This is a genomic window from Grimontia marina, assembly GCF_900060185.1.
In the GTDB taxonomy this organism is placed as follows: domain Bacteria; phylum Pseudomonadota; class Gammaproteobacteria; order Enterobacterales; family Vibrionaceae; genus Enterovibrio; species Enterovibrio marinus.
Genome location: NZ_FIZY01000015.1, coordinates 21,991 through 45,956, shown reverse-complemented (window position 1 = coordinate 45,956; position 23,966 = coordinate 21,991). Strand labels below are relative to the sequence as shown.

General features: G+C 51.9%; 21 protein-coding genes. 11 read left to right on the top strand and 10 right to left on the bottom strand.

The genetic code is table 11. From position 1 onward, the window contains the following. Nucleotides 1-36 precede the first annotated feature (36 nt). Nucleotides 37-1,809: a gamma-glutamyltransferase gene (gene ggt, locus GMA8713_RS09865; protein ID WP_062708661.1), complete on the top strand. Its 1,773-nt coding sequence runs from the start codon at nt 37-39 to the stop codon at nt 1,807-1,809. 16 nt (nt 1,810-1,825) lie between these two features. Then, entirely contained in the window at nt 1,826-2,323 is a 498-nt protein-coding gene (locus GMA8713_RS09860; RefSeq protein ID WP_062708658.1) for a DUF2780 domain-containing protein, read from the top strand. A gap of 73 nt (nt 2,324-2,396) precedes the next feature. Here the strand turns inward: GMA8713_RS09860 and uvrD are convergent, their stop codons facing one another. After that, nucleotides 2,397-4,574, bottom strand: coding sequence for a DNA helicase II (gene uvrD, locus GMA8713_RS09855; protein WP_062708655.1), 2,178 nt, complete (start codon nt 4,572-4,574; stop codon nt 2,397-2,399). A gap of 381 nt (nt 4,575-4,955) precedes the next feature. Here uvrD and GMA8713_RS09850 point away from each other — a divergent pair, with 381 nt between their 5' ends. Genes GMA8713_RS09850 through GMA8713_RS09835 form a run of 4 tightly spaced genes read left to right on the top strand, consistent with a single transcriptional unit; the run spans nt 4,956 to nt 7,293 of the window. Next, nucleotides 4,956-5,216 (top strand): BufA1 family periplasmic bufferin-type metallophore, encoded by a 261-nt coding sequence (locus tag GMA8713_RS09850; RefSeq protein ID WP_002539675.1) that lies wholly within the window; start codon nt 4,956-4,958, stop codon nt 5,214-5,216. Between the two features lie 21 nt (nt 5,217-5,237). Next, the gene (gene bufB, locus GMA8713_RS09845) at nt 5,238-6,089 is read left to right on the top strand and encodes an MNIO family bufferin maturase (RefSeq protein ID WP_062708653.1); all 852 of its coding nucleotides are present in this window, start codon (nt 5,238-5,240) and stop codon (nt 6,087-6,089) included. Further along, on the top strand, nt 6,086-6,835 hold the full coding sequence (locus tag GMA8713_RS09840) for an HvfC/BufC N-terminal domain-containing protein (RefSeq protein WP_062708650.1): 750 nt from the start codon (nt 6,086-6,088) through the stop codon (nt 6,833-6,835). Before bufB ends, GMA8713_RS09840 begins: the two co-directional genes overlap by 4 nt. 20 nt (nt 6,836-6,855) lie before the next feature. After that, nucleotides 6,856-7,293, top strand: a complete 438-nt coding sequence (locus tag GMA8713_RS09835; protein ID WP_062708647.1) for a DoxX family protein — start codon at nt 6,856-6,858, stop codon at nt 7,291-7,293. Here GMA8713_RS09835 and GMA8713_RS09830 read toward each other — a convergent pair. From GMA8713_RS09830 to lptM, 6 genes are read right to left on the bottom strand one after another with little or no spacing between them, the layout of a single operon-like run. Next, complete coding sequence (locus tag GMA8713_RS09830; RefSeq protein WP_062708644.1) at nt 7,290-8,006, bottom strand: HAD-IA family hydrolase; 717 nt, start codon at nt 8,004-8,006, stop codon at nt 7,290-7,292. The two genes, GMA8713_RS09835 and GMA8713_RS09830, sit on opposite strands and share 4 nt — an antisense overlap. 27 nt (nt 8,007-8,033) lie before the next feature. Further along, nucleotides 8,034-8,951 carry a tyrosine recombinase XerC gene (xerC, locus tag GMA8713_RS09825; RefSeq protein ID WP_062708641.1) on the bottom strand — a complete coding sequence of 306 codons (918 nt, stop codon included), beginning with the start codon at nt 8,949-8,951 and terminating at the stop codon, nt 8,034-8,036. Beyond that, nucleotides 8,948-9,622 (bottom strand): DUF484 family protein, encoded by a 675-nt coding sequence (locus GMA8713_RS09820; RefSeq protein ID WP_062708639.1) that lies wholly within the window; start codon nt 9,620-9,622, stop codon nt 8,948-8,950. Before GMA8713_RS09820 ends, xerC begins: the two co-directional genes overlap by 4 nt. Beyond that, a complete protein-coding gene (gene dapF / locus GMA8713_RS09815) occupies nt 9,619-10,449 on the bottom strand; it encodes a diaminopimelate epimerase (protein ID WP_002539665.1) in 831 nt (276 codons plus the stop codon). The genes GMA8713_RS09820 and dapF overlap by 4 nt, the downstream gene beginning before the upstream one ends. A 10-nt stretch (nt 10,450-10,459) precedes the next feature. Further along, nucleotides 10,460-11,713 (bottom strand): diaminopimelate decarboxylase, encoded by a 1,254-nt coding sequence (gene lysA / locus GMA8713_RS09810; protein ID WP_062708636.1) that lies wholly within the window; start codon nt 11,711-11,713, stop codon nt 10,460-10,462. Nucleotides 11,714-11,737: 24 nt separating this feature from the next. Continuing rightward, complete coding sequence (gene lptM, locus GMA8713_RS26730) at nt 11,738-11,899, bottom strand: LPS translocon maturation chaperone LptM (protein ID WP_084387693.1); 162 nt, start codon at nt 11,897-11,899, stop codon at nt 11,738-11,740. A gap of 74 nt (nt 11,900-11,973) precedes the next feature. Here lptM and cyaY point away from each other — a divergent pair, with 74 nt between their 5' ends. Continuing rightward, nucleotides 11,974-12,285, top strand: coding sequence for an iron donor protein CyaY (gene cyaY / locus GMA8713_RS09805; protein ID WP_062708633.1), 312 nt, complete (start codon nt 11,974-11,976; stop codon nt 12,283-12,285). A gap of 74 nt (nt 12,286-12,359) precedes the next feature. On the opposite strand, the gene GMA8713_RS09800 is transcribed toward cyaY, so the two are convergent. Continuing rightward, on the bottom strand, nt 12,360-14,912 hold the full coding sequence (locus GMA8713_RS09800; protein WP_479687080.1) for a class I adenylate cyclase: 2,553 nt from the start codon (nt 14,910-14,912) through the stop codon (nt 12,360-12,362). Between the two features lie 388 nt (nt 14,913-15,300). Between GMA8713_RS09800 and hemC the strand changes: the two genes are divergently transcribed. Genes hemC through GMA8713_RS09780 form a run of 4 tightly spaced genes read left to right on the top strand, consistent with a single transcriptional unit; the run spans nt 15,301 to nt 19,391 of the window. Next, on the top strand, nt 15,301-16,236 hold the full coding sequence (hemC, locus tag GMA8713_RS09795) for a hydroxymethylbilane synthase (protein WP_062708627.1): 936 nt from the start codon (nt 15,301-15,303) through the stop codon (nt 16,234-16,236). Then, entirely contained in the window at nt 16,233-17,006 is a 774-nt protein-coding gene (locus GMA8713_RS09790; protein ID WP_062708624.1) for a uroporphyrinogen-III synthase, read from the top strand. Before hemC ends, GMA8713_RS09790 begins: the two co-directional genes overlap by 4 nt. Beyond that, nucleotides 16,990-18,207 (top strand): uroporphyrinogen-III C-methyltransferase, encoded by a 1,218-nt coding sequence (locus tag GMA8713_RS09785; protein ID WP_062708621.1) that lies wholly within the window; start codon nt 16,990-16,992, stop codon nt 18,205-18,207. Before GMA8713_RS09790 ends, GMA8713_RS09785 begins: the two co-directional genes overlap by 17 nt. After that, on the top strand, nt 18,204-19,391 hold the full coding sequence (locus tag GMA8713_RS09780; protein WP_062708617.1) for a heme biosynthesis HemY N-terminal domain-containing protein: 1,188 nt from the start codon (nt 18,204-18,206) through the stop codon (nt 19,389-19,391). Before GMA8713_RS09785 ends, GMA8713_RS09780 begins: the two co-directional genes overlap by 4 nt. A 430-nt stretch (nt 19,392-19,821) precedes the next feature. Here GMA8713_RS09780 and GMA8713_RS09775 read toward each other — a convergent pair whose 3' ends face one another. Together GMA8713_RS09775 and GMA8713_RS09770 are read right to left on the bottom strand one after the other, a co-directional pair. Next, nucleotides 19,822-20,592: a class I SAM-dependent methyltransferase gene (locus tag GMA8713_RS09775; protein WP_062708614.1), complete on the bottom strand. Its 771-nt coding sequence runs from the start codon at nt 20,590-20,592 to the stop codon at nt 19,822-19,824. Between the two features lie 132 nt (nt 20,593-20,724). After that, the gene (locus GMA8713_RS09770) at nt 20,725-23,874 is read right to left on the bottom strand and encodes a bifunctional diguanylate cyclase/phosphodiesterase (protein ID WP_062708611.1); all 3,150 of its coding nucleotides are present in this window, start codon (nt 23,872-23,874) and stop codon (nt 20,725-20,727) included. Nucleotides 23,875-23,966: the final 92 nt, after the last annotated feature.

Sequence of the window (23,966 nt, the reverse complement as noted above, 5' to 3'; positions counted from 1 at the left end):
CAAAGTCCGAATGTTTGGGCGTTAAAAGGAATTACAATGAAAAAACACCCTACCCTGTTCCTTTCCACACTGGCACTCAGCCTTGCACTTTCTTTTCCTGCTACCGCCACATCTGAAGGCCAAACCACAGATGCGATTGCACCAGAACTTGCAACCGGCAGCGTGATGCGAAAAGCCGTGAAAGGTAAAGAGTGGATGGTGGCCTCTGCCAACCCCCATGCTACCCGAGCAGGTGAAGCCATGCTGCGTGCTGGCGGGAATGCGATTGATGCCATGGTTGCGGTACAAACTGTCCTCGGCTTGGTTGAACCACAAAGCTCAGGTATCGGCGGCGGTGCACTGCTGGTGTATTGGGACAGTGATGCGCAGGCACTCACCACGTTTGACGGACGCGAAACCGCGCCAAAAGATGCCACGCCTACCCTGTTCCAGAACGAAAATGGCGAGCCGCTGAAGTTCTATGATGCTGTGGTCGGTGGGCGCTCTGTCGGCACACCGGGCACATTACGCCTGATGCACGATACTCACGCCAAATTTGGAAACCTTTCATGGCGCACAGTACTGACGCCGGCCATTGAAGTGGCAGAAAGTGGCTTTGAAGTCTCACCCCGTTTAGCGGGTATGATTGAGGGCGATGCCGATAGACTGCGCCGTTACCCATCCACTTATCAGTATTTCTTTGACGACAATGGTAATCCACTTACTGTCGGTCACCGTCTGGTGAATCAGGAATATGCCAATACCTTAAAACTGGTCGCTGAAGACATTGATAACTTCTACGAAGGTGAGATTGCCGCCGACATCGTGGCGACAGTGCAAAACGCCGCGGGCAACCCGGGCATTCTGAGCAAAGAAGATCTGGCTGATTACCGCATTGTGGAGCGCCAGCCTGTTTGTGCGCCTTACCACCAGTACCGTATTTGTGGCATGGGACCACCAACATCAGGCGGTATTACAGTGGGGCAAATTCTGGGGGTACTCAGTCACTTCCCGATGAAGTCACTGGGTAAAGATAATCCCGAAAGCTGGCGTTTGATTGGGGATGCCTCTCGGATGGCGTTTGCAGACCGCGGCCGCTACATTGCCGACAGCGATTTTGTGCCAGTGCCAACAGAAGGCCTGCTGGCTCCGGAATACCTCAAAGCTCGCGCAGCGCTGATCCCTGCAGAAGGTGCCATGAAAGAGGTTAACCCGGGTGAGCCCAAGTTTAGTTACGCCAGCGTTACGCCAAAACTTGCAGATGACGAGTCTATTGAGTTGCCTTCCACCAGCCATTACTCGATTGTGGATAAAGACGGCAACATCGTTTCTATCACCACTACCATCGAGAACGGCTTTGGCTCACGCCTGATGACGCGAGGCTTTCTGCTCAACAACGAGCTCACAGACTTCTCGTTCAAAACCCACGCTAACGGGTATCCGATTGCCAACCGCGTTGAGCCGGGCAAACGCCCCCGCTCATCCATGTCGCCAACCATCGTGATGCGTGATGGCAAGCCATACATGGCCGTTGGCTCACCGGGCGGCAGCCGCATCATAGGCTACGTGGCGAAAACCTTGGTCGCGCACCTTGATTGGGGACTCGACATCCAATCTGCCATCGACCTGCCTCACCTTATAAACCGTTTTGGCACCTACGATCTTGAAGCCGGGACTGATGCAGAAAGTTTCAAGCCAGCGCTTGAAGCAATGGGATATGAAGTCAATATTCGTGACTTAACCTCGGGTATCCACGGTATTGTTATCGATAGCGGCACCTTGGTAGGCGGAGCTGACCCAAGGCGCGAAGGTTTAGTTGTGGCGGATTAACGCCAGGAGCAAAAGAATGTTGCGTAAAGTGAATATGATTGCGCTGTGTACCCTTCTGGGCGCAGCGAGTGTCCCGGCGCAGGCGACCGACTTGGGTAGCCTGCTGGGCAGTGCCGAGAAAGAAGCGTCGAACCTGTTGGAAGGCGTTAGCAGCGAAACAGCCAGCAACCCGCTGACCTCTCTGCTTTCTACCGACCTCGGTGTTGACGACAAGCAAGCGGCAGGCGGTGCCGGTGCATTGCTGGCCATGGCTTACCAGACATTGGGCGAAGGCCAGAGCAGCGAACTTCTGAAAATGGTACCGGGTATGGATTCACTGACCAGCATGATCCCGGGTGATTTGGGCAGCAACCTGTCGAACATGGAGTCAGTAGACAAAGTGTTTAACATGTTGGGAATGGACTCAGGTATGGTGCAGAAATTCTCACCTGTGATTTTGAAGCACCTGACAGGTGCTGGCGCGAGTGATTCGCTCATCAGCGATCTGGCCAGTGCCTGGGGCACGCCCGCTTAATCCCAATTATCGCCACGCCAAAGACAGAAAGGGTGGCTCAATGCCACCCTTCCTTTTTTGCTCTAAACCCGAATTACATTGCTTCAAGCTTGGCATATTGAGTCACCAACCACTTGATGCCTTCTCCGTTAAAGGCCACCTGTACCCGGCTCTGTTGACCGCTTCCTTCAAAGTTGATGATGGTTCCCTCACCGAATTTCGGGTGCTGCACACGCTGTCCAAGCGAGAATCCGGTCTGGTTGAAGTTCTCTTGGGTCTGGGTTTGCGAGAAACGCCCTGATGCTGCGGCTGGACGCGACACTTTCGCGCGCATTCGCACTTCTTCGAGGCAATCTTCCGGCAGTTCGCGGATAAATCGCGACGCTTTGTGGAACATGTCTTTGCCGTAAACTCGGCGCATCTCCGCGTAAGTGATGTAGAGCTTTTTCATCGCACGGGTCATACCGACATAACAGAGGCGACGCTCTTCTTCCAAACGTCCGGCTTCTTCTGCCGACATCTGACTTGGGAACATGCCTTCTTCCACGCCCACCATGAACACCATGGGAAACTCCAGGCCTTTGGCACTGTGCAGTGTCATCAACTGCGCCGCATCGTCAAACTCATCCGCCTGACCTTCACCGGCTTCAAGCGCTGCATGAGAGAGGAACGCCGACAATGGCGACATTTCTTCCTGCACCTCTTCCGGCACTTCAAACTGACGGGTAGCGGTAACCAGTTCCTCAAGGTTATCAATGCGCGCCTGCGCTTTTTCACCTTTCTCCGCTTCGTACATAGCGCGAAGGCCGGAGTGCTGGATCACGTAGTCCGTTTGCTGGAATAGCGCCATTTCGCGGGTGTCATCTTCAAGCGCATTCACCAGCTCGACAAAACGACGCAGTGAGTTTGCAGCGCGGCCTGCCAGCACCTGCTCTTCAAGCAGTTGGTTACTCACTTCCCACATGGTTGCACCACGGTCGCGCGCAGCAAGACGGATGGTTTCGAGGGTGCGATCGCCAAGGCCGCGTGCTGGCGTATTCACCACACGCTCAAAAGCGGCATCATCAAAGCGGTTACCGATCATGCGCAGGTACGCCAGCGCATCTTTGATTTCCTGACGTTCGAAGAATCGCATACCACCGTAAATGCGGTACGGCAGACCTGCCTGAATCAAGGCCTCTTCAAGCACACGGGATTGGGCGTTGTTTCGGTATAAAATCGCAGTGTCATTCAGCGCGCCGCCTTCGTCTTGCCAGGCTTTGATTTTACCCACCACGAAACGGGCTTCATCCAACTCGTTAAACGCACTGTATACAGATATTAATTCACCTTCCTGACCTTCCGTCCACAGGCTCTTGCCCATGCGCTCGGCGTTGTTTTCAATCAGGTGGTTAGACGCCTTCAGGATGTTGCCGGTCGAGCGGTAATTCTGCTCAAGACGGATGGTTTCAGCGCCAGGGAAGTCCTGAAGGAAGCGGGAGATGTTCTCGATTTTCGCGCCGCGCCAACCATAGATGGACTGGTCATCATCACCTACGATCATCACTTTGGCATTGTTGCCCGCCATCATACGCAGCCAGGCATATTGGATGTTGTTGGTATCCTGGAACTCGTCCACCAGAATATGCTGGAAACGCGCTTGATAGTGCTCACGAATATGCTCTTTATCACGCAGCAGCTCGTGGCAACGCAGCAGCAATTCCGCAAAATCCACCAAGCCTGCGCGGTCACACGCTTCCTGATAGGCAGCGTAAACACGCAACCAGGTTTTCTCTACCGGATCAAACTGGGCATCAATGTGATGAGGACGCAGACCTTCGTCTTTCTTGGCGTTGATATACCAAGACGCTTGACGCGCAGGCCAATGTTTTTCATCCAGATTCTGCGCTTTGATCAGGCGGCGAAGCAGACGCTGTTGATCGTCTGAGTCCAGGATCTGAAAGTCCTGCGGCAGGTTTGCATCCAGATGGTGGGCGCGGAGAATACGGTGACACAAACCGTGGAAAGTGCCGCACCAAAGACCGGAGGCCGTCCCCTGCATTAACTGCTCAATACGCCCGCGCATTTCTGCGGCGGCTTTGTTGGTAAAGGTTACCGCCATCACCGAAAACGGCGAGGCATACTCAACCTGCATTAACCAGGCAATACGATGAACCAGCACACGTGTTTTACCACTGCCTGCGCCCGCCAGAACCAGATAGTTGCCAAGCTGAGCAGCCACTGCCTCGCGTTGTTTGTCATTCAGACCGTCAATCAGGTGGGATACGTCCATCGTTCATTCACTGGTTATTTATACACTGGTTGAGGATTATACCCATAAACCGTCGTGAGTTGCAGGTCTCCTTATCGCACTGCGCTTGTTTTTGAATCTGTAACGGCTTCTGCCTCTTTCTGACTTCATGAATCGCTTTAACGTCTACCGTTTCAAGACAAAAAACACCTGAAAATTAAAAATAATAAAATCATATGCATAGCGGTAATTTTGTTTATTTAAAGAAAAATAAGCTTAAAAAATAACCGTAATGACGAAAGTTTTTATGCTAGAGACCTATCCTTTTGGAAGAGCACTGAATAACCAACAGTGCCATCAGGGACTCCCTGAATAACCTATTGATTATCTTGATGACAAAAGTCTGTAAAGAGAGGAACTATCATGAAAAAGACCAATTTTGCTGTCGCTGCTGCTGTTACCAGTCTTCTTGCTGTAGGTGCTACTACCCTGACAGCTGCTCCCGCTCAAGCAGCAGAGAAAGAAAAATGCTACGGCGTGGTGAAAGCCGGTAAAAACGACTGTGCGACTAACAACAGCTCTTGTGCAGGCACCTCAACCAAAGATGCACAAACCGACGCTTTCGTCGTTGTACCAAAAGGTCTGTGTGAGCGTCTGGTTGGCGGTTCAACCACTTCGTCTTAATTGGCATTGAAGGGTTCCGTTATGGAAAAGGTATCTCCTTGGGTGGGCGTTGGACTGAGACAACCACACCACGATCACTTTCTTAATCATTCCCCGGATATCGGATGGTTAGAAGTACACAGTGAGAACTTTTTCCTGCCGCACTCAAAAGCCTTTGAGGCGCTGCACACCCTGCGGCGCCACTATGACGTCAGTTGCCACGGTGTGGGTTTGTCACTGGGGTCTGTCGATCCGGTGAACAAACACCACCTTGGCAAGCTGAAACATCTGGTCGACACAATCGACCCTCTCTTTGTTTCCGACCATTTAAGCTGGAGTTCGGTCGACGGCGAGTACTTCAATGACCTGCTGCCTCTGCCGTATACAGAAGAAGCATTGAAGGTGTTTTGCCGTAATGTCGACGCGACGCAAGATTACCTGAGCCGCCAAATGTTGGTCGAAAACCCTTCAAGCTACTTAAGCTTCAGTCACTCCACCATTCCTGAGTGGGAGTTTCTTGCCGAAGTGGCGAGACGCACTGGCTGTGGCTTATTACTCGATCTGAACAACATTCATGTCAGCGCCTTCAATCATGGCTTTGATACCGACACCTACCTAGCAGCAATTAATCCTGAGTGGGTGCAGGAAATCCATCTGGCCGGTTTTACCGTGAAGCAGTTGGACGAAGGGGAAATCTGGATTGATACCCACAGCCAACCCGTGTCTGAGCCTGTGTGGTCGCTTTATGAAAAATGGATTGCCGAGCACGGCGCGCGCCATACCTTGATTGAATGGGATCGCGATATCCCTACGCCGGACGTTTTACTCGGTGAAGCAGCAAAAGCCGATCGCATCGTCAAAGCCCTCTCGCCATCCGTGAAGGAGGCTTCATGAGCGCCCCCAGCCTTGCTTCACTGCAGCATCAATTTCGCGATGCCCTGCATTATGAATCGCACGAGCTCCCTGTTGCGCAGGGCGTGACGGAGCCTGAGGCGCTGATACAGGTTTACCGCAACAACTTTGTGATGACCCTGACCGAATGCCTCAAGAATATTTACCCCGTCGCCAATGCTCTGGTGGGCGAAGAGTGCTTTCAGGCCATTGCCCGTCACCACGTACTTGGCACCACCATGGATAACGCCTGCGCCGATCGCTATGGCGCCGGGTTTGCTGACACCATTCGCGCGCTGCCCAACATTATTGAAGCTGTTCCGTATCTGGCAGATATCACTGAGATTGAATGGCATATCCAATGCGTGAACAGAGCGCCATTGCCGGAAGCTTTTCCGGTCGAGGCCTTGTCAGAAATACCACCGGAAGATTTTCCGCGTATTCAGCTGACGGTTTCTCCGGCATCCGCCGTGATGAAAAGTGACTTTGCTGTCGCCACACTCTGGCAAGCGGTCAGCAATCAGGATGAGGAGGCATTGAATCAGCTGGATTTGATGCGTCCAGAAGCCCTGCTGGTGCAGAAAGATAACGAAGGGATCAGTGTCACCACTATCAGCGATGAAGAAGCCTCGCTGATCCTCGCTTGTAAAGATTTCGCGTTTGGGGAGATTGACCCCGAGCTTTTGCCACACATTTCCGGTGCCATGCTAAGCGGTGTTTTCAGCAGCTTTGCACTGGCCAGTGATTAACAAGAAAAAGGAAATCGCACATGTTCGCTGTGATCAATAAAATCGACGACTTGATGGAATCTGCGCTGAAGCCTTTGGTTCCGGTTCTTCTGCTGGTTAGCCGCCTCTGGGTAGCCTGGGTATTTTTCAAATCCGGCCAAACCAAAGTTGCCAGCTGGGACAGTACCCTGTTCCTGTTCGAATACGAATATCAGGTACCGTTTCTTCCTTGGGAAATGGCGGCCTACCTCGGCACAGCGGCGGAACTTATTTTACCCGTGTTCCTGGCACTCGGCCTTTTAACCCGCCCAGCGGCTTTTGCCCTGTTTGCCTTTAACATTGTTGCCGTGGTGTCTTATCCAGCGCTGTGGCCAAAAGGCTTTTTCGACCACCAGATGTGGGGTGTGATGCTGCTTGTCACTATGATTTGGGGTCCAGGCATGGCTGCGGTTGATAACTGGTTGAAGAACCGTAACTAGCCCAGCAAGAGCAACTCGGAAAGGTCAGAAATTTCCACGTCCGGTAGTAACGAAGCGCGCCGCTGCAATGTCAGCGGCGTTTTTGTGTCGTTAAACCAACACGCTTTAAAGCCAGCTAGTTTCGCCCCGCGTACATCGGCTTTGAGGTGATCGCCAACATGGAGAATGGTATCTGCGGGAATATTCAGGATGGACTGCGCCTTGGTAAACAGTGCGCCGTCAGGTTTCGCTGCACCGTCCGGCCCTGCCTGAAGCACCTGCTTGAATAGCGGCGTCAGGCCCAGCTTGTCACAATCAACATTCCCGTTGGTGATCGCCACCAGCGGATAGCGGTCAGCCAATTCGCCCATGCTCTGCATCACGTCTTCCGGCACGATAAAATTACTGCGCTCATGAAGGAAAAATGCCACGCCATCATCGGCGAGAGATTTGGCGTCAGCCTCACTCAGGCCGCAACGTAAAGCTGCCAAGGTGAGTTGGGCTCGACGGATTTCGGTGACAAACCCCACCAGCGAGGCATCCGCTGCAATCACTTCTGAGCGCATCACCTGCCACTGGGGCCAGTCAAAGTTGGCCATCGCCGGGCAGCACGCTTCCAGCCAATCCAGCAACATTTGCTCTGCACGGATAATCACCACCCGGTTGTCATACAGGGTGTCATCCAAATCAAACGTCATAGCAGAGACAGGTTGCCAGCGGCGATAGAACTTCATGCGCGCTCCTTGCAGTGAGTAGTGAGGTCAGTCGTCGTTTTTGCGCTTACGCGCCCTGGGGTGCGCAGCGTCGTACACTTTAGCCAGATGCTGGAAGTCGAGGTGGGTATAAACCTGAGTGGTGGAGAGATCAGCGTGGCCCAGAAGCTCCTGCACCGCCCTCAAGTCACCGGAAGACTCCAACATGTGGGTAGCAAAACTATGACGCAATTTATGGGGGTTGATATGGCTGCTGACCGCCTGTTTCTTTCCCCATTCCGCCATACGCTTTTGTACGCTGCGCGGAGAGATACGGTTTCCCAGCTTCGACAGGAAAAGAGCATCTTCCGGCCCTTTAAGCAGTTGGTTACGTACTTTCAGCCAGTTGAACAGCCACTCTTTCGCCATACCGGTAAAAGGCACCACACGCTCTTTGTCGCCTTTACCGATCACACGCAAATCGCCCTTTCGCATCGCCACATCACGAACGTTAAGGCCAATAAGCTCAGACAGGCGAAGTCCTGCGCCGTACATCAGCTCCATCATGGCGCGATCGCGCACTGACAATGGGTCATCCGCATCCACCGACAGCAGCTGATTCACTTCATCGACATCAAGGTTCTTTGGCAGCGTGCGACCTTGCTTGGGCGCTGCCACGCCTTTCGCAGGATTCGCCGCCAGTGCTCCGTCTGACACCATAAAATCAAAGAAGCTGCGAAGGGCTGACAGGCGAAGCGCAATGCTGCCCGCTTTCAGACGTTCGCGCTTGGCTTGGGCTGCAATTTGACGCACCCATGCGGCATCGACATCCTGCCATTTGGTCACGCCTGCCCCCACCAGGAACTCTGCACTGGCGGTCAATTGTTGACGGTAATTGTTTTCGGTGTGGCGGCTTAAGCCCCGCTCGCGGATCATGTAATCAAAGAATCGCGCCAGCGGTTTTTCGATGCTGGCAGGCAAACTCATTCGTTCGCCTGCCACTTGGTGAGGAGGATGGCGATGTGCTCGGCAATCTGTTCGACAAACAATGTATCCATACTGGGCTGGAAGTGACCGCCATCTTGGCTGGCAAAGGTCAGAAAACCCAGTTCTTTGCCTTTAAACACAGGAACCAGTGCATAAGAGCCAAGCTCAGGGGCTTGAGTAACGAAATGGTCGCCATCGACTTTGCGTAATCTGCCAAGGTAGATGCGCTGACCGCAGAAATGCGCCGCTTTCACCGCATCCACACTCTTGCGGTGCAGTGGATGGTGTACACCGTTATAGAGACGGAGGTTCACAACCAAGTGCAGTGAGTTGGCAAGTTCCAGCAAGGCTTTGTGAATATCGTCTTCACTTTCTGCCACAAACAGCGCCTTGTGCGCATGAGAGAAAGCGCGAAACAGGTTCTCATTACCTGCCGCGATGCTCATCAATTGGGTAATGTCTTCTTCAAGCTCGGCCACGCGCTCACGCAAACGGCCGAGTTGGATTTCCACCAGAGATACCGCACCACGCTCAGCATGAGGCACTCTCAGTTGTGCCGCCAGTTCAGGCTGGCGATTGAAGAAATCTGGATTGTCTTTCAGAAAAGCGGCCACGGCTTCTTCGGTCAATGCCTCAGCCAGTGGCCCTTTGAGCTTGGAAAGCTCCGTCATACTGTTATCTGTCCATCGTATACGTGTGAAGCCGGACCCGTCATGTAAAGCGGATGCCCTACACCTTTCCAGCGGATTTTCAGATCGCCGCCCGGCAAGTGCACTTTCACCGACTCATCAAGCAAACCCTGCAAAATGCCCACAGCGACTGCTGCACAAGCACCACTGCCACACGCCTGAGTTTCGCCCGCACCGCGCTCGTAAACGCGAAGACGGATTTCATTGCGCGATACCACCTGCATAAAGCCAGCGTTAACACGCTCTGGGAAACGCTCGTGGGATTCCACCAACGGACCCAGGCCTTCCACGTCATAGGTATCGACGTCATCGACCACGGTGACGCAATGCGGGTTACCCATACTGACCGCGCCCACAAACAGGGTTTTATCTTCTACACGTAAAATATAGGTTTTTTCTTCAGCGTTTGCGCGGAAGGGGATTTTAGACGGTGCCCAGATAGGCTCACCCATGTTGGCAGTGACCAGTTCGTCACTGTCCATCTTGAGTATCATCTTGCCGCCTTTAGTGCTGACCTGAATTTGGTTTTTGTTGGTCAGCCCTTTCATTCGCACAAAACGGGCAAAGCAGCGCGCACCATTGCCGCACTGCTCCACTTCGCTGCTGTCAGCATTAAAAATCCGGTAATGGAAATCACTTTCCGGATCGTAAGGCGGTTCAACCACCAACAGCTGATCAAACCCCACGCCGGTATTTCTGTCCGCCAGACGGCGGATCATATCCGGAGAGAAGTATGCATTTTGCGTCACACAGTCAACGACCATAAAATCGTTGCCGAGACCATGCATTTTGGAAAATTGTATCTGCATCCGGATCCTTTTACTCAGGCAGTACCTGTTCTAACTCCCACAGTGATGCCAGCGGCTCACGCTGACGCACCAGGTGGGATTGGTCGCCATCTACCATCACTTCTGCTGCACGGCAGCGGGTGTTGTAGTTAGACGACATCACAAAGCCATAAGCACCTGATGAACGCACCGCCAGCAGATCACCCGCTTCAAGCACCAGCGCGCGGTCTTTACCAAGGTAATCGCCGGTTTCGCACACAGGCCCAACCAAATCATAAGTTTTGGCTTCACCCTGACGTGGCTGTACAGGAACAATATCCTGCCAAGCTTGGTAAAGCGCTGGACGCAGTAAGTCGTTCATCGCCGCATCAATGATGGCGAAATTCTTTTCTTCGTTGTGCTTGAGGAACTCAACCTTGGTCAGCAAGACACCGGCATTGGCGGCGATCGCACGGCCCGGCTCAAAAACCAGCTCGATATCCTGATGGTTCGACAAACGGTCAAGCAAGGCTTTCGCATAGTCAGATGGCTCTGGCGGTTTCTCATCGCTGTAAGTCACGCCGAGACCACCACCTACATCAAGGTGATCGATAGAGATGCCATCCTGTCCAAGCGCATCAATCAGCGCCAGCAGGCGATCGGTCGACTCGATAAACGGAGCCAGCTCTGTCAGCTGTGAACCAATGTGACAGTCAATACCATGCACAGAAAGGTGTGGCAGGCTGTTCGCGTATTGGTAAACCTCACGGGCTCTATCAAACGCGATGCCGAATTTGTTTTCTTTCAGACCGGTAGAAATATACGGGTGGGTTTTCGCATCCACATCCGGGTTGATACGCAGGCTGATTGGTGCCACTTTCCCCAGCTCGCCCGCCACTTTGTTCAGGCGATCAAGCTCGGCTTCTGATTCGACGTTGAAGCATTTAATACCGAGCTCCAGCGCGCGCGCCATTTCCGGCTCGGTTTTACCTACGCCAGAAAACACCACTTTCTTTGGGTCTCCGCCAGCCGCCAATACCCGCTCCAGCTCGCCCTGAGAAACGATGTCAAAGCCTGATCCCAGACGCGCCAATACATTCAGTACGCCAAGGTTGCTGTTTGCCTTCACGGCATAACAAATCAGGTGCGGGTGGTCACCCACAGCTTTATCAAACGCATGCCAGTGACGCTCAAGCGTCGCACGCGAGTAAACATAAAGCGGTGTACCGTATTGTTCCGCAAGCTGCGCCAGTGGCAGCTCTTCTGCCCACAGTTGCCCGTCATCCTGATAATTGAAGTAGTCCAACGTTGTCCTTCCCTGTCCAAAGTTTTATGGCTGAGTAGATTCCTGAGTATCCTGCGGCGTTTCCGGATTTACCTGCTCATTTTGGGCGGGTATATCTTCAGGAAAGTAGAGAGGTCCTTGCTGACCGCATGCCGAAATCAGGGCTACTGTTGCCAGTGCGGCAAGTTTCAGGGCTAATCGCATCATTTATGCCAGTGATCTAAAAGTTAATGCCCTCTATAATCGCATCAACGCACTGAAAAGCAATAGGACGACTAAGAATGAACACAAGCCAATACCATGAACTGGTTGACGAACAATGGATGGCGATTGAAGACGGCATCGACGAGAGTGGCGCGGATATCGATTACGAAACGAATGGCAATGTTCTGACACTGGATTTTGAAGACCGCAGCCAGATCATCATCAACCGCCAGGAGCCGATGAAAGAGATTTGGTTGGCATCACGCTCAGGCGGCTTCCATTTCAGCTATCAGGACGGTCAATGGCTGTGCAGCAAAAGTGGTATCGAGTTTATGGACATGGTGAAGCAAGAATGTTCCAAACACGCTGGCGAGAGTGTGGATTGGTAGAAAGCAACTTTATATGAAGGTGTATCAAGAAGGGCTGACAGCAACTGGTGCCAGCCTTTCTTATTTGAGATTAATCAGCGGGACGCGTATTGGGCAGCGTCAGTATTCGCATCAGAACGTTGCCATTGGCGGTCACTCTTGTAAGGAATCACTTGAGCGCGACCATCAGCCTGGTGAATGATGTCGTAAAACTGCGGCAGATTGAAGTTCACCGCTTTACCGCCAAAGTTCGTTGCTTCCTGTGCTGAGGTGTAGAAACGGTTCACACCCTGCACCATTTCCTCTTTGTCACCGCTGCACTGACGGTAAACTTCCACGCGGTTATTTTCATCCAACACATAGATGTGGAAGCCGTCATTACAATCTTCAAAAAAGAACTGGATAAGACCTTCACTGGCGTATGAGTCAACCACTTCCGGCGGATGAATATCGGCGTCTTTGTCCAATACCACTACCGGTGAGCCGTGAACCTTGTTGGTCGAAATAGAACGGTAGAACTCGACGGAGTTTTCGAGTTTCTGGACTGACACACCGCGACGCTCAAAGAATAAGCCAAAGGTTTGGTCCGCGACTCGAATCGCTTTAAATCGGCGACGTTTCTCCTGATCTATTGGTTTCAGGCGCATGTCGATGCATTCTGCAACCAGTTGATAAACCAGGTTACGAATCAAACCACGCATCTTGCCTGCATAGCAGAACACATCCACCGACTCTGGCGGAATGGCATCCTGGTGCATTTTACCCAGCAAAGTTTTCAATACGTCAAGAATCGCGTTTTCACCCTTGAAGTTCAGGGTACGCACTTCGTTCCAGCTATTGCGGTAAACCAAATCGACACTGCCAACCAAACACTGCTGCTCAGCACCATAGCTGAAAATATCCGTGTTTTTGAAATCGAAACGCACCGCAGGCTGTTTAAGCTCTGTGGTTGGGTCGTTTTCAAGGTTGATAAACAACGCCAGCTTACGCACTTCACAAGGACTCGACAGCGCCTGCAGTGAAGGCTGCGGACGACGTACAGAGAAGGTGTTACGAAGGTCACTGACCAGTTGGTAAAGCTTGTCGATGTCGACCTTGCTGTTACGTGCCACGGAATGCAGGCGGCTAGATTCAGTCAAAAGGCCATTGAAATACGCCCACGCCACCAGCTTTGAAAGGTAGCGATTATGTTCGAGCGGCGAACGGCCAATGATTTCCACTGGCTTCAATGATTGTTTATACAGATACCAACCCGGAGGATTACTGCGACCTTCCTTCACCTGAATAAAGCTCAGGTCCGCTTCATGCAAATCCGGAGACAGTTGCGGGTTAAGCAGGGTCACTTTGCCCGGCAATACCTCAAACGCAGCATAAAGCTTACGTGCCAGAATACTGATGTCTTCAGGGCTGATAGCAGAAGTAATGTCATTGCGGCGCGCGAAACGGATAAGGTTTCGATAGCTCAGCATCAAGGCTTCAAGTAGCTCGTTATGTGCTTCTTTAACCTCTTCCACTTTCCAATTACGGCGATCATCCAGCCGCGCGATGTCTTCCTGTGACCAGCCCCATTCACGGGTTAGGATACACAGTACTTCTCGACGCCATGGCACAGAACCTGGGCCAGGCTCACGGGTTAGTTTCTCGTGGGTTTTGAGGTAGAAGCAGCGGCGCACCAGATCAAGACGGCGGTGGTCATCGATACGCTCAAGATAACGGGTCACTTTCTCCAGCATAAGGTAATAAGCGTCAGACTGATAAACGTCCAACATGCCAGAGAAGAAACGGCGTTTGCCGTCAACGCTCAAAAGCTGGGTTCCCGGGTACTCCCAAGAGTAAGCTTCAAGCAAGATTGCTTTTAGTACCGACTTATACGGTGAATCGATACTTTTATACAGTTGCCAGAGGCTTGAGCCGAAGTACTCTTCAGCCGGGATCGAAGGCAGGCCACCAAAATCCACCCAGTCGTTGCGCTCAATGGCACCACTGGCAATCATCTCCCCGACGTAATCTTCGTAACAGCCTTCCATCTCTGGAGGTACCAGATACCAAAGAAGATGCTGTCCAGCCAGATGCACAGCGGAGCGGTAAAATTCATCAAGTAGAAGATAATGTTGGGTCGAGCCACAGTTTTCCGTGGTCATCGCCTGCGCCATGTTCTGGCGGAAACGTTGCTCGCAAATCACAAAGAAGTTCACTTCCACACCCTGAGACATCGCCCAGTCGGAAATCAGTGAACATTTGGCGTCAAGCATGTCACGCTCATCATGCCCCACCCAGTCCTGTACACAGACCCAAATATCCAGATCACTGGAAAGGCTTTGACCCATCGAAGCGGTACTCCCCATAGAGAACAGGCCTTTGATAGGGTGCTCTTGGGAAAATGGCTTACCCGGTGATGGGATATTCAGTGCGAGGGCGCAATCGTTGACGAAGTCTTGCTGAACGTCTGAAAGGGAGAAATTGCAGATACCATGGACGACGCTACGTTCTAGGTAGCCAGGGACAGCAGGATGATTAAAGTGCAGCAAGGCAGGCAATACGTTAAAGACATTAACGGCCTGAGAGTGCATAGCGCTTCGTGCGCGCTCCAACCTAACGTGGTTGAAGGCATTAAGACGCTCTAATTGCTGATCAACATAGTTTTGCAAGATAAACATCCAAAGTTGCCGACATCCTAGTCAACGTAACGGGAGCTGAATCTAAAAGACTTCAGTGCCCATGGATAAAAACGTGATCAATCTAACAGTTTTTCTTTGGAGCGTAAAGCGAGCAATGACTCATCATTTCTGCTTCACTTTGCTCACTATATGACCAAAACTGTGAGAGAGACAACGCTTTATCTCAAATTTGATTCGAAATAAGATGAACCACGTAGGGTTTTATCCCTGTGAACCGCCTCAAAAACATGATCCATATCACATCATCATAGCCGAAGCCGCGTAGATTCGCACCTTTTTATCGCCGCTATCACCTTAAGTTCTCAAGGAATAACAAGGGGTGGTACGATTAGCGTAAGCAAATCAAATGGACGCAACTATGACTTCAACACCCATCCGCATCGCCACCCGCCAGAGCCCACTTGCCCTGTGGCAGGCTGAATTTGTAAAAGCCGCTCTGAAAGAAACCCACCCGGGTTTGGTTGTGGAGCTGGTTCCTATGGTGACCAAAGGCGACATCATTCTCGACACTCCACTGGCCAAAGTTGGCGGCAAAGGATTGTTCGTGAAAGAGCTGGAGCAAGCAATGTTGGATGGTCGTGCAGACATTGCGGTCCATTCCATGAAAGACGTGCCTGTAGAGTTTCCTGAAGGGCTCGGGCTGGTCACTATCTGTGAGCGTGAAGACCCGCGTGACGCCTTTGTTTCCAACAATTATGCAAGTATCGATGCACTGCCAGAAGGTGCGGTTGTCGGTACATCAAGCCTTCGCCGCCAATGTCAGGTTCGTGCCAAGCGCCCTGATTTGGTGGTGAAAGATCTGCGCGGCAACGTCGGCACCCGTCTGGGTAAGCTCGACAACGGTGAATACGACGCCATCATTCTTGCATCAGCAGGTCTGAAACGTCTGAATCTTCATGACCGTATCCGCAATGAAATCGAACCGGAAGAAATTCTGCCAGCGGTTGGCCAAGGCGCTGTCGGCATTGAGTGCCGTCTGGATGACGAACGCGTCCGTGCGCTGCTGGAACCATTGGCCGATGCCAACACCACTTACCGCGTGCTATGTGAGCGTGCGATGAACAACCGTCTGATGGGTGGGTGTCAGGTGCCGATTGGCAGCTACGCAGAAATCCACGGCGACCAAATTCACCTGCGCGCACTGGTAGGCGAACCGGACGGCAGCAAGATCGTCAGCGGTGAAGTGACGGGCCCGCTTGAAAAAGCGGAAGAGCTGGGTACTGGCCTTGCTGAACAACTGCTTGAAGATGGTGCGCGCGTGATTCTGGAAAAACTGTATCAGGACGAAGTATGACAGTATTGGTGGTGCGCCCCGCACCTGCCTGCTATGAACTTGCCGAAACCCTGAATCAATCAGGAATAAAGGCGCTTCCCGCGCCTTTATTGTCTTTTTCCGCCGGAAACGATCTTCCCTCTCTGACTCACTCCCTTAATACACTACCCCCACACAGCGTTGTCGTGGCGGTGAGTCCCCGTGCGATTGAATACGCCCATCAACAACTTCAGGACGAAAACGCCAGCTGGCGTGACGATCTGCATTATGTGGCAGTCGGAGAAAAAACGGCGCAAGTCTGGAAAGCCAAAAGCAGTGTGGATTCGATTCAGCCGCCGACAGAAGACAGCGAAGGCATGGTGTCCTTATCTGTTTTCGAGAAGCCGGAAAGTCTTCAGGTTGTGATCTTGCGTGGCAACGGCGGACGGGCACTTTTAGGCGATACCCTGACAAATCACGGTGCCAAGGTGCGCTATTTTGAAGCCTATCAACGACATTGGACCAGTGAATCCCTATCATCACTAGCTATGCAATGGCGGGCGGAAAATGTCGATACTCTGGTCATCACCAGTGGCGAACAACTTTCGCTTTTGTGTCAGACAATCTCAGAGTGTGACCAGCAATGGTTACGAGAATGCCATATACTGGTGCCTAGCAAACGGATTTACAATCAAGCAATTGGCCTTGGTTTTAATGCAATCAGCTGCGTAAACAGCGCCTCCAATCACGCCCTGTTTCACGCGTTAAACGAGATGATTAACTCGGGACATTCGGATGACAGACAACAATAAGACTTCAGGCACGGATAAAGACACGTCGGCGCCAGCATCCCCTACCGGCAAGGAAACGCCATCGTCTTCCAAGCAAAGCGGTAAGCCTTCTGCGACCGACAAATCCGCTGCCAAGTCCACGCCTGCTGATACGCCGGCCAGTGACAAAAACGCTGCAACGCCGCCCCCAGCCAACCAAGAGAAAAAAGGTAGCAACAAACTTTCTGTGGTTGCCATTGTGTTGGTGATTGCCCTCGGCGGCGGCCTTTACTATCACGGCCACCAGCAAAGCCAACAGCTCACGGCCAACATAACAGCCCTGACAGACGAAATCAGCTCTCTGAAATCTGCATTAGCTGATAGCGAAAAGCAAAGTCAGGAAGCGGTGAAAAAAGCCGTGCAGGATACTCAAGTGCTGATTGAACAGCAGGACACTACCATCAAGAGTCTGCAATCTGCGCTGGCTGATGTGAAAGGGCGTCGTCCGAATGACTGGCTGTTAGCAGAAGCGGATTACCTGGTGAATCAAGCTGCACGTAAGCTTTGGCTGGAACACGATGTACTGACAGCCACCACCCTGATGCAAAACGCAGATCAACGCATTGCAGAGCTTAATGACCCATCACTGACACCAATCCGTCAGGCGATGGCAAAAGACATACAGCAATTGAAAGCCGTGAAGCGCATTGACCGCGACGGTATTGTGCTTCGCCTGAACTCGCTTCAACAGGAAGTCGACAAACTTCCGCTGGCCAATGCCATCATGCCAGAAGCAGAAGAAGTGGCGCCTCAGAAAGTCTCTGGCAATGTCGACGACTGGCAGCAAAACCTGAAAGCCTCTTTCAGTGATTTCGTCGGTAAGTTCATCACCTACCGCAAGCGTGAAGGCGACGTGGTACCGCTGCTCACCCCGGCGCAAACTTTCTACCTGCAGGAAAACCTCAAGGCGAAGCTGGATCAGGCCGTTACCTCGGTATATCGCGAGAATGGCCGCTTGTATGCCGAGTCACTGAAAACCGCGAAAGACTGGGCAGAGCGTTTCTACAATCAGGACGCTGACATTACCAAGAGTTTCATTGCGACCCTGACCAACCTCAGCCAACAAACCATCGAGGTGAGCTACCCTGAGGCATTGGAAAGCCAAGCACTGATTAGTGACATGCTGGCTGACCGTCTGCGCCGCGATTTAGCGCCACTGCAAACCGGGGAGAATAACCAATGATTAAAATTCTCCTGCTGGTTATCGCGCTGATTGCAGGCCTGATTGTCGGGCCGGATCTGGCGGGAAATCAAGGTTATGTGCTGATTTCCGCGGCCAACCAAACCATCGAGATGAGTGTATCCACGCTCATCATTCTGGTGGTGTTCGCTTTTGCTGCACTGTTCATCCTTGAATGGCTCATTCGCAAAATCTTCTCGCTTTCAAGCTCCACCCGCGGCTGGTTTTCCGGCCGTAAGAGTAAAAAAGCACGCGCGCTGACCAACGATGGCTTGCTGAAACTGCTGGAAGGTGACTGGAAGCAATCTGAAAAGCTGGTGATGAAAGGTGCAGCCCACAGCGATGCCCCTTTACTGAACTACCTGGCAGCAGCAGAAGCAGCGCAAGGCCGTGGCGACGTCGACAGCCGTGACCGTTACCTCCAACAGGCGGCAGACTTCGGGACAGATCGCTTAGCGACCTCATTGACCCGTGCCAAACTGCAGTTTCGCCAAGGTCAATATGAGGAAGCACTGGCCAGCCTACAAGGCTTGGTTGATGCCAATCCGCGCAACCCGATTCTGCTGACCCTATTAAAAGACACTTATCTGCAACTTCAGGACTGGCAGGCACTGCTCCGACTGATGCCCTCACTGAAGCGCGTGAAAGCTGTGACTAACAGTGAAGCGGAAAATCTGGAGCAGAGAGCCGAGTGTGGTCTGATGGCGCACATTGCAACCCAAAAAGGCAGCGATGGCCTTCTTGCGCACTGGAACAGCCTCAGTCGTGCAGCGCGTCAGCAACCTAAGCTGATTGCCTGTCTGGTGCAGCAGCTGATTTCACGTCATGCAGACTCAGAGGCTTACATCATTCTACGTGAGAACCTGAAAAAACACCCGGATGAAACCCTGATTTCTCTGGTGCCTGAGCTGAGGCTGCCTGACTATCACCCAGCCATTCTAAAGCTTCAGGATCTGCTGCGCTACAACGAGAATAACCCGGTGACCCATAGTGCATTAGGCCAACTTTACTTCCGCGAAGGGAAATGGGCTGAAGCTCGAACCCATTTTGAAAAAGCGCTGGAAATCCGCCCAGACGTAACCGATTACGCCTGGTTGGTAGACACCTTGGAAAAGCTCAACGAATCCGGTGCTGCCAACAGCCTTTCACGCGAAGCACTCAAGCTTGCTCTACCTCACAAAGAGTGAAACATTTCATGCACAAAAAACGCCCGAAAGGGCGTTTTTTTATTCACGACGTCTACAGTCAGATCTAAAAACAACCCAAGTTGTTTCAGGCTGTTAATAATGATTAACTGCTATTTACCAGCCATTGTTAAGACAAAGTAGCTGTTATCAAATAAGGGCGTAACAAATTATATTTTGCCGGTTTCAGTTGTTAATCAATTCGTGGGCTTTTATCAGTCAGTGCGATCAGCAATTGGCATCGGCTTTGCCAATCCTTTTTGATAGTGAGCCCGCCCATCATGGATATGTTACCTTGGATCCTGGTATCAGGTCTGTTGGTTTCAGTTGTTACTGGTCTGCTGACAGTTCTACTGGTTAAAGGTATGGAGTAATCCGACCCTTGCACCCCACGCCTCCGTTTCGGAGGCGTTTTGGTTTCTGGTGGAGAGGACTATCGCATAGCTGCCTTCACATAAACGTCAAAGCGGTTCTTCTTGGTTTCAATTTGGGTAGAAGGCGTTTTGCCAGCCAAAAACTCCGCATAATCCGGACGTTTGACCACCACACGCTTGGTCGCCAGTGTATAAGCTGGCTCATACAGACCATCTGCGTCGTCATCTGCGCCTACCAGCGACTGGAAAACACGCATCTCTTTTTTTACCAATGCTGACTTTTTCTTGTATGGGTACATGGGGTCGAGGTACACCACATCCGGGCGTTCCAAGTTTTCGTCATCAACAAGCTTCACCAGTGCATCATGGCTTGAAGCATGCAGAAGCGACATGCGCTCACTCACCCAACCGCCGATTTCCGGATCCACTTTGGCACGGGCAAGGCCATCATCCAGCAGCGCCGCAACCACAGGATGACGTTCAACCATCTGCACCTTACAACCAAGAGAAGCCAACACAAAAGCATCGCGCCCCAATCCTGCTGTGGCATCCAACACCGTTGGCGTTGCCCCTTTGTTGAGTCCGACGGCTTTAGCAATCGACTGCCCTTTACCGCCACCAAATTTACGGCGATGACCAACAGCACCACCCACCAAGTCGACGAAAACCGCGCCGAGCTTTGGCTCGTCCAGCTTTCTAAGCTCCAATTGGTTTTCGGTCAGTACCAACGCAAACAGGGCGTTCTCATCGTGGGTCAGTCCCCAACGGTTGGCAATCTCGTTAAGGATGTCAGCGCGTTCTGGCGCTTCACAGGTTAAAGCTATCTGCACCTGGGTTCTCCGGCGTCATATTCGCCGTGAGTATATACCCAAACGACCTGAAGATGCAGGATTCAGGTCGTTTGAGTATATAACGAAAGGATAAGGTTCTAGGAGAAATAGAAAATTGGCTGCGGTGCCCTGTTAGAGCACCGCTTCTTTTTCACTGGCTGCCGCTTCGAGAATAAGCTGCTCCATCGGCTTCGGCACACTAAAGTAATAACCTTGGGCATAATCCACACCGAGGGAACGTAGACGCATCAGAATGGCGTCGTTTTCCACAAACTCTGCCACGGTTTTCTTGCCCATCTGGGTCGCCAGTTGGTGAATCGCTCGCACCATCACATAGTCGGTTTCATCTTCAGCAATGTCCCGCACAAATTGACCATCAATCTTGATGATATCGACAGGTAGGCGTTTGAGGTAACCAAATGATGAAAGCCCAGAGCCAAAATCATCCAGCGCGATGGTACAGCCCAGCTGTTTAAGCTTTTTAAATAGCTCTATCGCGTCACTGAGGTTGCCGATCGCTGCCGTTTCCGTGATTTCGAGACTGATTGATGTACTTGGAATGGTGCTGGTTTTGAGCGCTTCAATCAGGAACTGGATAAAACCTTCATCGCTCATGGAGCGGCCGGAAAGGTTGATCGACACCATGCCTACGGAATCGACATATTCGGGGTAACGCTCAAACCAACCCAAGGTTTTCTCAATCACCCGCTTATCAATCAAATGCGCCATGTTATAGCGTTCAGCAGCCGGAATGAATTGCCCCGGCGCCACGTTCTCCCCTTTGGGGTCGCGCATCCGTACCAAGACTTCGAAATAGAGCTTTTCTTTCAAACGGGATGTCACGCTGACAATCGGCTGGGCATAAACTTCAAACCGGTCTTCCGCCAGTGCCGCATGAATTTTGCTGACAAAGGACATTTCCAGCTCATGGCGGCGCAGTTCCTGATCGTCCGGGCGATAGAGGTGAACCCGGCTGCGACCATCATGCTTGGCAGCATAACAAGCTGTATCAGCCTGAGCGTGCACCTGCTGAGGCGTGCCCGCGGTTTTATCCAGCATGCGGATGCCAACAGAACATCCCAACGCAAGACGAGTATTCTTCCAATAGAAATCAAGTTCACTCAGCGTATCGAGAATTTTCCTGCCCTGATCCAAAGCATCCTGCTCATTGCAGTCATAACAAATCACCGCAAACTCATCACCACCAAGACGTGCCAACGTCGCACCAATAGGCAGCAACTCGCGCAGAACCTGCGCCGTTTGTTTGAGCGCTTCATCACCTGCTTCATGACCCACGGTGTCGTTAATCACGCGGAACTGATCCAGATCGATGTAGAACATGGCGTGCGTGGCACCGTTTTCAGTCAAAGTGCCCAGTACATCAACCAATCTGGCTTCAAAGTAGTTACGGTTCAGCAAACCGGTCAGGAAATCATGTTGCGCCTGATAACGAAGCTGTTGCTCCATTCGGCGATTTTCCGTGATGTCCTCTCCTACTAATAACAGTTGGGATTGCACCTGAGTCGAGCGGATGCTTTCACGAATCCAACGCTCTTTGCCGTCACTGGTGCGGTAGCGGATCTCACGGCGACGGATCCCGAACCGCTCCCGATCTTTCCCGTTTAAAAGGCTTCTCGGCGGTAGGCTGCCGTCGGCATAAAAGTCTGTCACTTTATGTCCGAGCATATGGCGTTTAGAAAAGCCCAGCCACTCAGTGGTGCACTGGTTCACGGATTGAATACGCGATTGCTGATCAATGGTCAGCAGCATTACAGGCTGCTGTTCATAGAGCATGCGGTATTCCACCTCACTGCGCTGAAGCTTCTGCTCTGCCAGTTTTCGCTGGCTGATATCGCGGGCCTCAAACAGAATTTGCGCGTCGGCATGGCTGTGATCCGGCAAGGCTTTGAGCGCCACATCCAGAATCACTTCGTTTTGTTGCTCGGAAAGCAGGCATACCTCAAAGCGGCTCGCCTGCCCTTCAATTAAAGATTCCAGGTGAAGCTTAAGCCTGTCAGCGCTGAGCCATTCTGACCAGCGCCATAGTGGCAAAAAGCCTCGGTTGGCATATTCAGGAAACAAACGCTGGAATGCGCCGTTGGCGGAAATAACGCGTCCCTGATAATCCAACAACGCAATGTATTGGTGACTTTGATCAAACACACCTTTGAACAGTGCCCGGCTTTGCGCCAGCGCCCGCTCACCCTGTTTCTGGCGGTTCATGTGCTTGGTGAGAATACCAATAATCACCATGGCAATAAACATGATGGCGAGGCTGCTCAACACTGCATCGCGATTGGCTTGCCAGAAGGGCGGGGGCTGGTTGTTGACGGTGGCTTGAGGAAACTGTCCGATGTCTATTTGACGCTTTTTAGCAGCGTCATATTCAAAGATAAGCTGATTGGCGTCGGAAATAATCTGCGGCATTTCGCCACTGTTTAGCGTTTCAATCAGTAAGCCTGCCTGCACCTTGCCGTGATGCTCGCCATCCACCATGATACCTCCGACAATACCGTAGGGCAGCATAAAGCTGTTAGCGCCATAAACCGGTACCGTTGCCGCGTGCGTGACCTTAGTGAGCAAATCGCCATGCTCCATAAAGTCGCCATTGGCATCTTTGAAGAAGGAGACAAACAGAATCACATCGCCCTCTTCCAGCGTGGCGCTCTGCTCAACCAGCTGCTCAAAGCTCACTTTGTGCATGCGGCGAATCTCCACTCCCATATCCTGAGCGCTATCCAACTGACGTGAGATAGCCTGCCAGTACTGGCGGCTGGAATAAGCATCATCCAGTGCGAGCCAAACACGTTCAGTGTCAGGGTGAAGGTATTTGATCAACGAAACGTTGGCCGGCACGTTAATCAATTCTTCAACGCCACCGAGCATATTAATGTTCTGATACGGCTCTAGACTGGCACTGTTCAAACCGGAAAACACCACAGGCACATTGCCAATTTCTTCAGCAAGTTCGTTGACCAGCCAGAGCGCGGCATTGTCTGTGGTCAGCACGGCATCGTATTGATGCTCTTCAAGGCGGGTGAGATAGAGACGTTTCAGCTCTTCATGATAATCAGGGGATTGAATGCGTTTGGTATCGAGATAGGTGTGCTCAACAACAATGTCCTGCTCTTCAACACCCTTTTCGATTCCGCGTACAATGGATTCCGTCCAGAAAAAGTCCGGATGGTAGGAATGAATGGCGAGAACCTGATAGGCTGCTAGTGCTGCGCCGCTTTGAAGAAAGAGAACAGTAACAAAAAGCCACTTAAATATTTGGCGCATAGAATGAAGTAGGTTTGTCTTAATTCTGTATCGGTTGTACCACACGGTATTGGGAAGGCTATCAATTGGTCAAGTTTTATGCACGGAAACTG

Excerpts from the sequence above, each read along its gene's own strand:
- ggt (WP_062708661.1), top strand. The coding sequence starts at position 37 with ATGAAAAAACACCCTACCCTGTTCCTTTCCACACTGGCACTCAGCCTT.
- GMA8713_RS09860 (WP_062708658.1), top strand. The coding sequence starts at position 1,826 with ATGTTGCGTAAAGTGAATATGATTGCGCTGTGTACCCTTCTGGGCGCA.
- uvrD (WP_062708655.1), bottom strand. The coding sequence starts at position 4,574 with ATGGACGTATCCCACCTGATTGACGGTCTGAATGACAAACAACGCGAG.
- GMA8713_RS09850 (WP_002539675.1), top strand. The coding sequence starts at position 4,956 with ATGAAAAAGACCAATTTTGCTGTCGCTGCTGCTGTTACCAGTCTTCTT.
- bufB (WP_062708653.1), top strand. The coding sequence starts at position 5,238 with ATGGAAAAGGTATCTCCTTGGGTGGGCGTTGGACTGAGACAACCACAC.
- GMA8713_RS09840 (WP_062708650.1), top strand. The coding sequence starts at position 6,086 with ATGAGCGCCCCCAGCCTTGCTTCACTGCAGCATCAATTTCGCGATGCC.
- GMA8713_RS09835 (WP_062708647.1), top strand. The coding sequence starts at position 6,856 with ATGTTCGCTGTGATCAATAAAATCGACGACTTGATGGAATCTGCGCTG.
- GMA8713_RS09830 (WP_062708644.1), bottom strand. The coding sequence starts at position 8,006 with ATGAAGTTCTATCGCCGCTGGCAACCTGTCTCTGCTATGACGTTTGAT.
- xerC (WP_062708641.1), bottom strand. The coding sequence starts at position 8,951 with ATGAGTTTGCCTGCCAGCATCGAAAAACCGCTGGCGCGATTCTTTGAT.
- GMA8713_RS09820 (WP_062708639.1), bottom strand. The coding sequence starts at position 9,622 with ATGACGGAGCTTTCCAAGCTCAAAGGGCCACTGGCTGAGGCATTGACC.
- dapF (WP_002539665.1), bottom strand. The coding sequence starts at position 10,449 with ATGCAGATACAATTTTCCAAAATGCATGGTCTCGGCAACGATTTTATG.
- lptM (WP_084387693.1), bottom strand. The coding sequence starts at position 11,899 with ATGATGCGATTAGCCCTGAAACTTGCCGCACTGGCAACAGTAGCCCTG.
- cyaY (WP_062708633.1), top strand. The coding sequence starts at position 11,974 with ATGAACACAAGCCAATACCATGAACTGGTTGACGAACAATGGATGGCG.
- hemC (WP_062708627.1), top strand. The coding sequence starts at position 15,301 with ATGACTTCAACACCCATCCGCATCGCCACCCGCCAGAGCCCACTTGCC.
- GMA8713_RS09790 (WP_062708624.1), top strand. The coding sequence starts at position 16,233 with ATGACAGTATTGGTGGTGCGCCCCGCACCTGCCTGCTATGAACTTGCC.
- GMA8713_RS09785 (WP_062708621.1), top strand. The coding sequence starts at position 16,990 with ATGACAGACAACAATAAGACTTCAGGCACGGATAAAGACACGTCGGCG.
- GMA8713_RS09780 (WP_062708617.1), top strand. The coding sequence starts at position 18,204 with ATGATTAAAATTCTCCTGCTGGTTATCGCGCTGATTGCAGGCCTGATT.
- GMA8713_RS09770 (WP_062708611.1), bottom strand. The coding sequence starts at position 23,874 with ATGCGCCAAATATTTAAGTGGCTTTTTGTTACTGTTCTCTTTCTTCAA.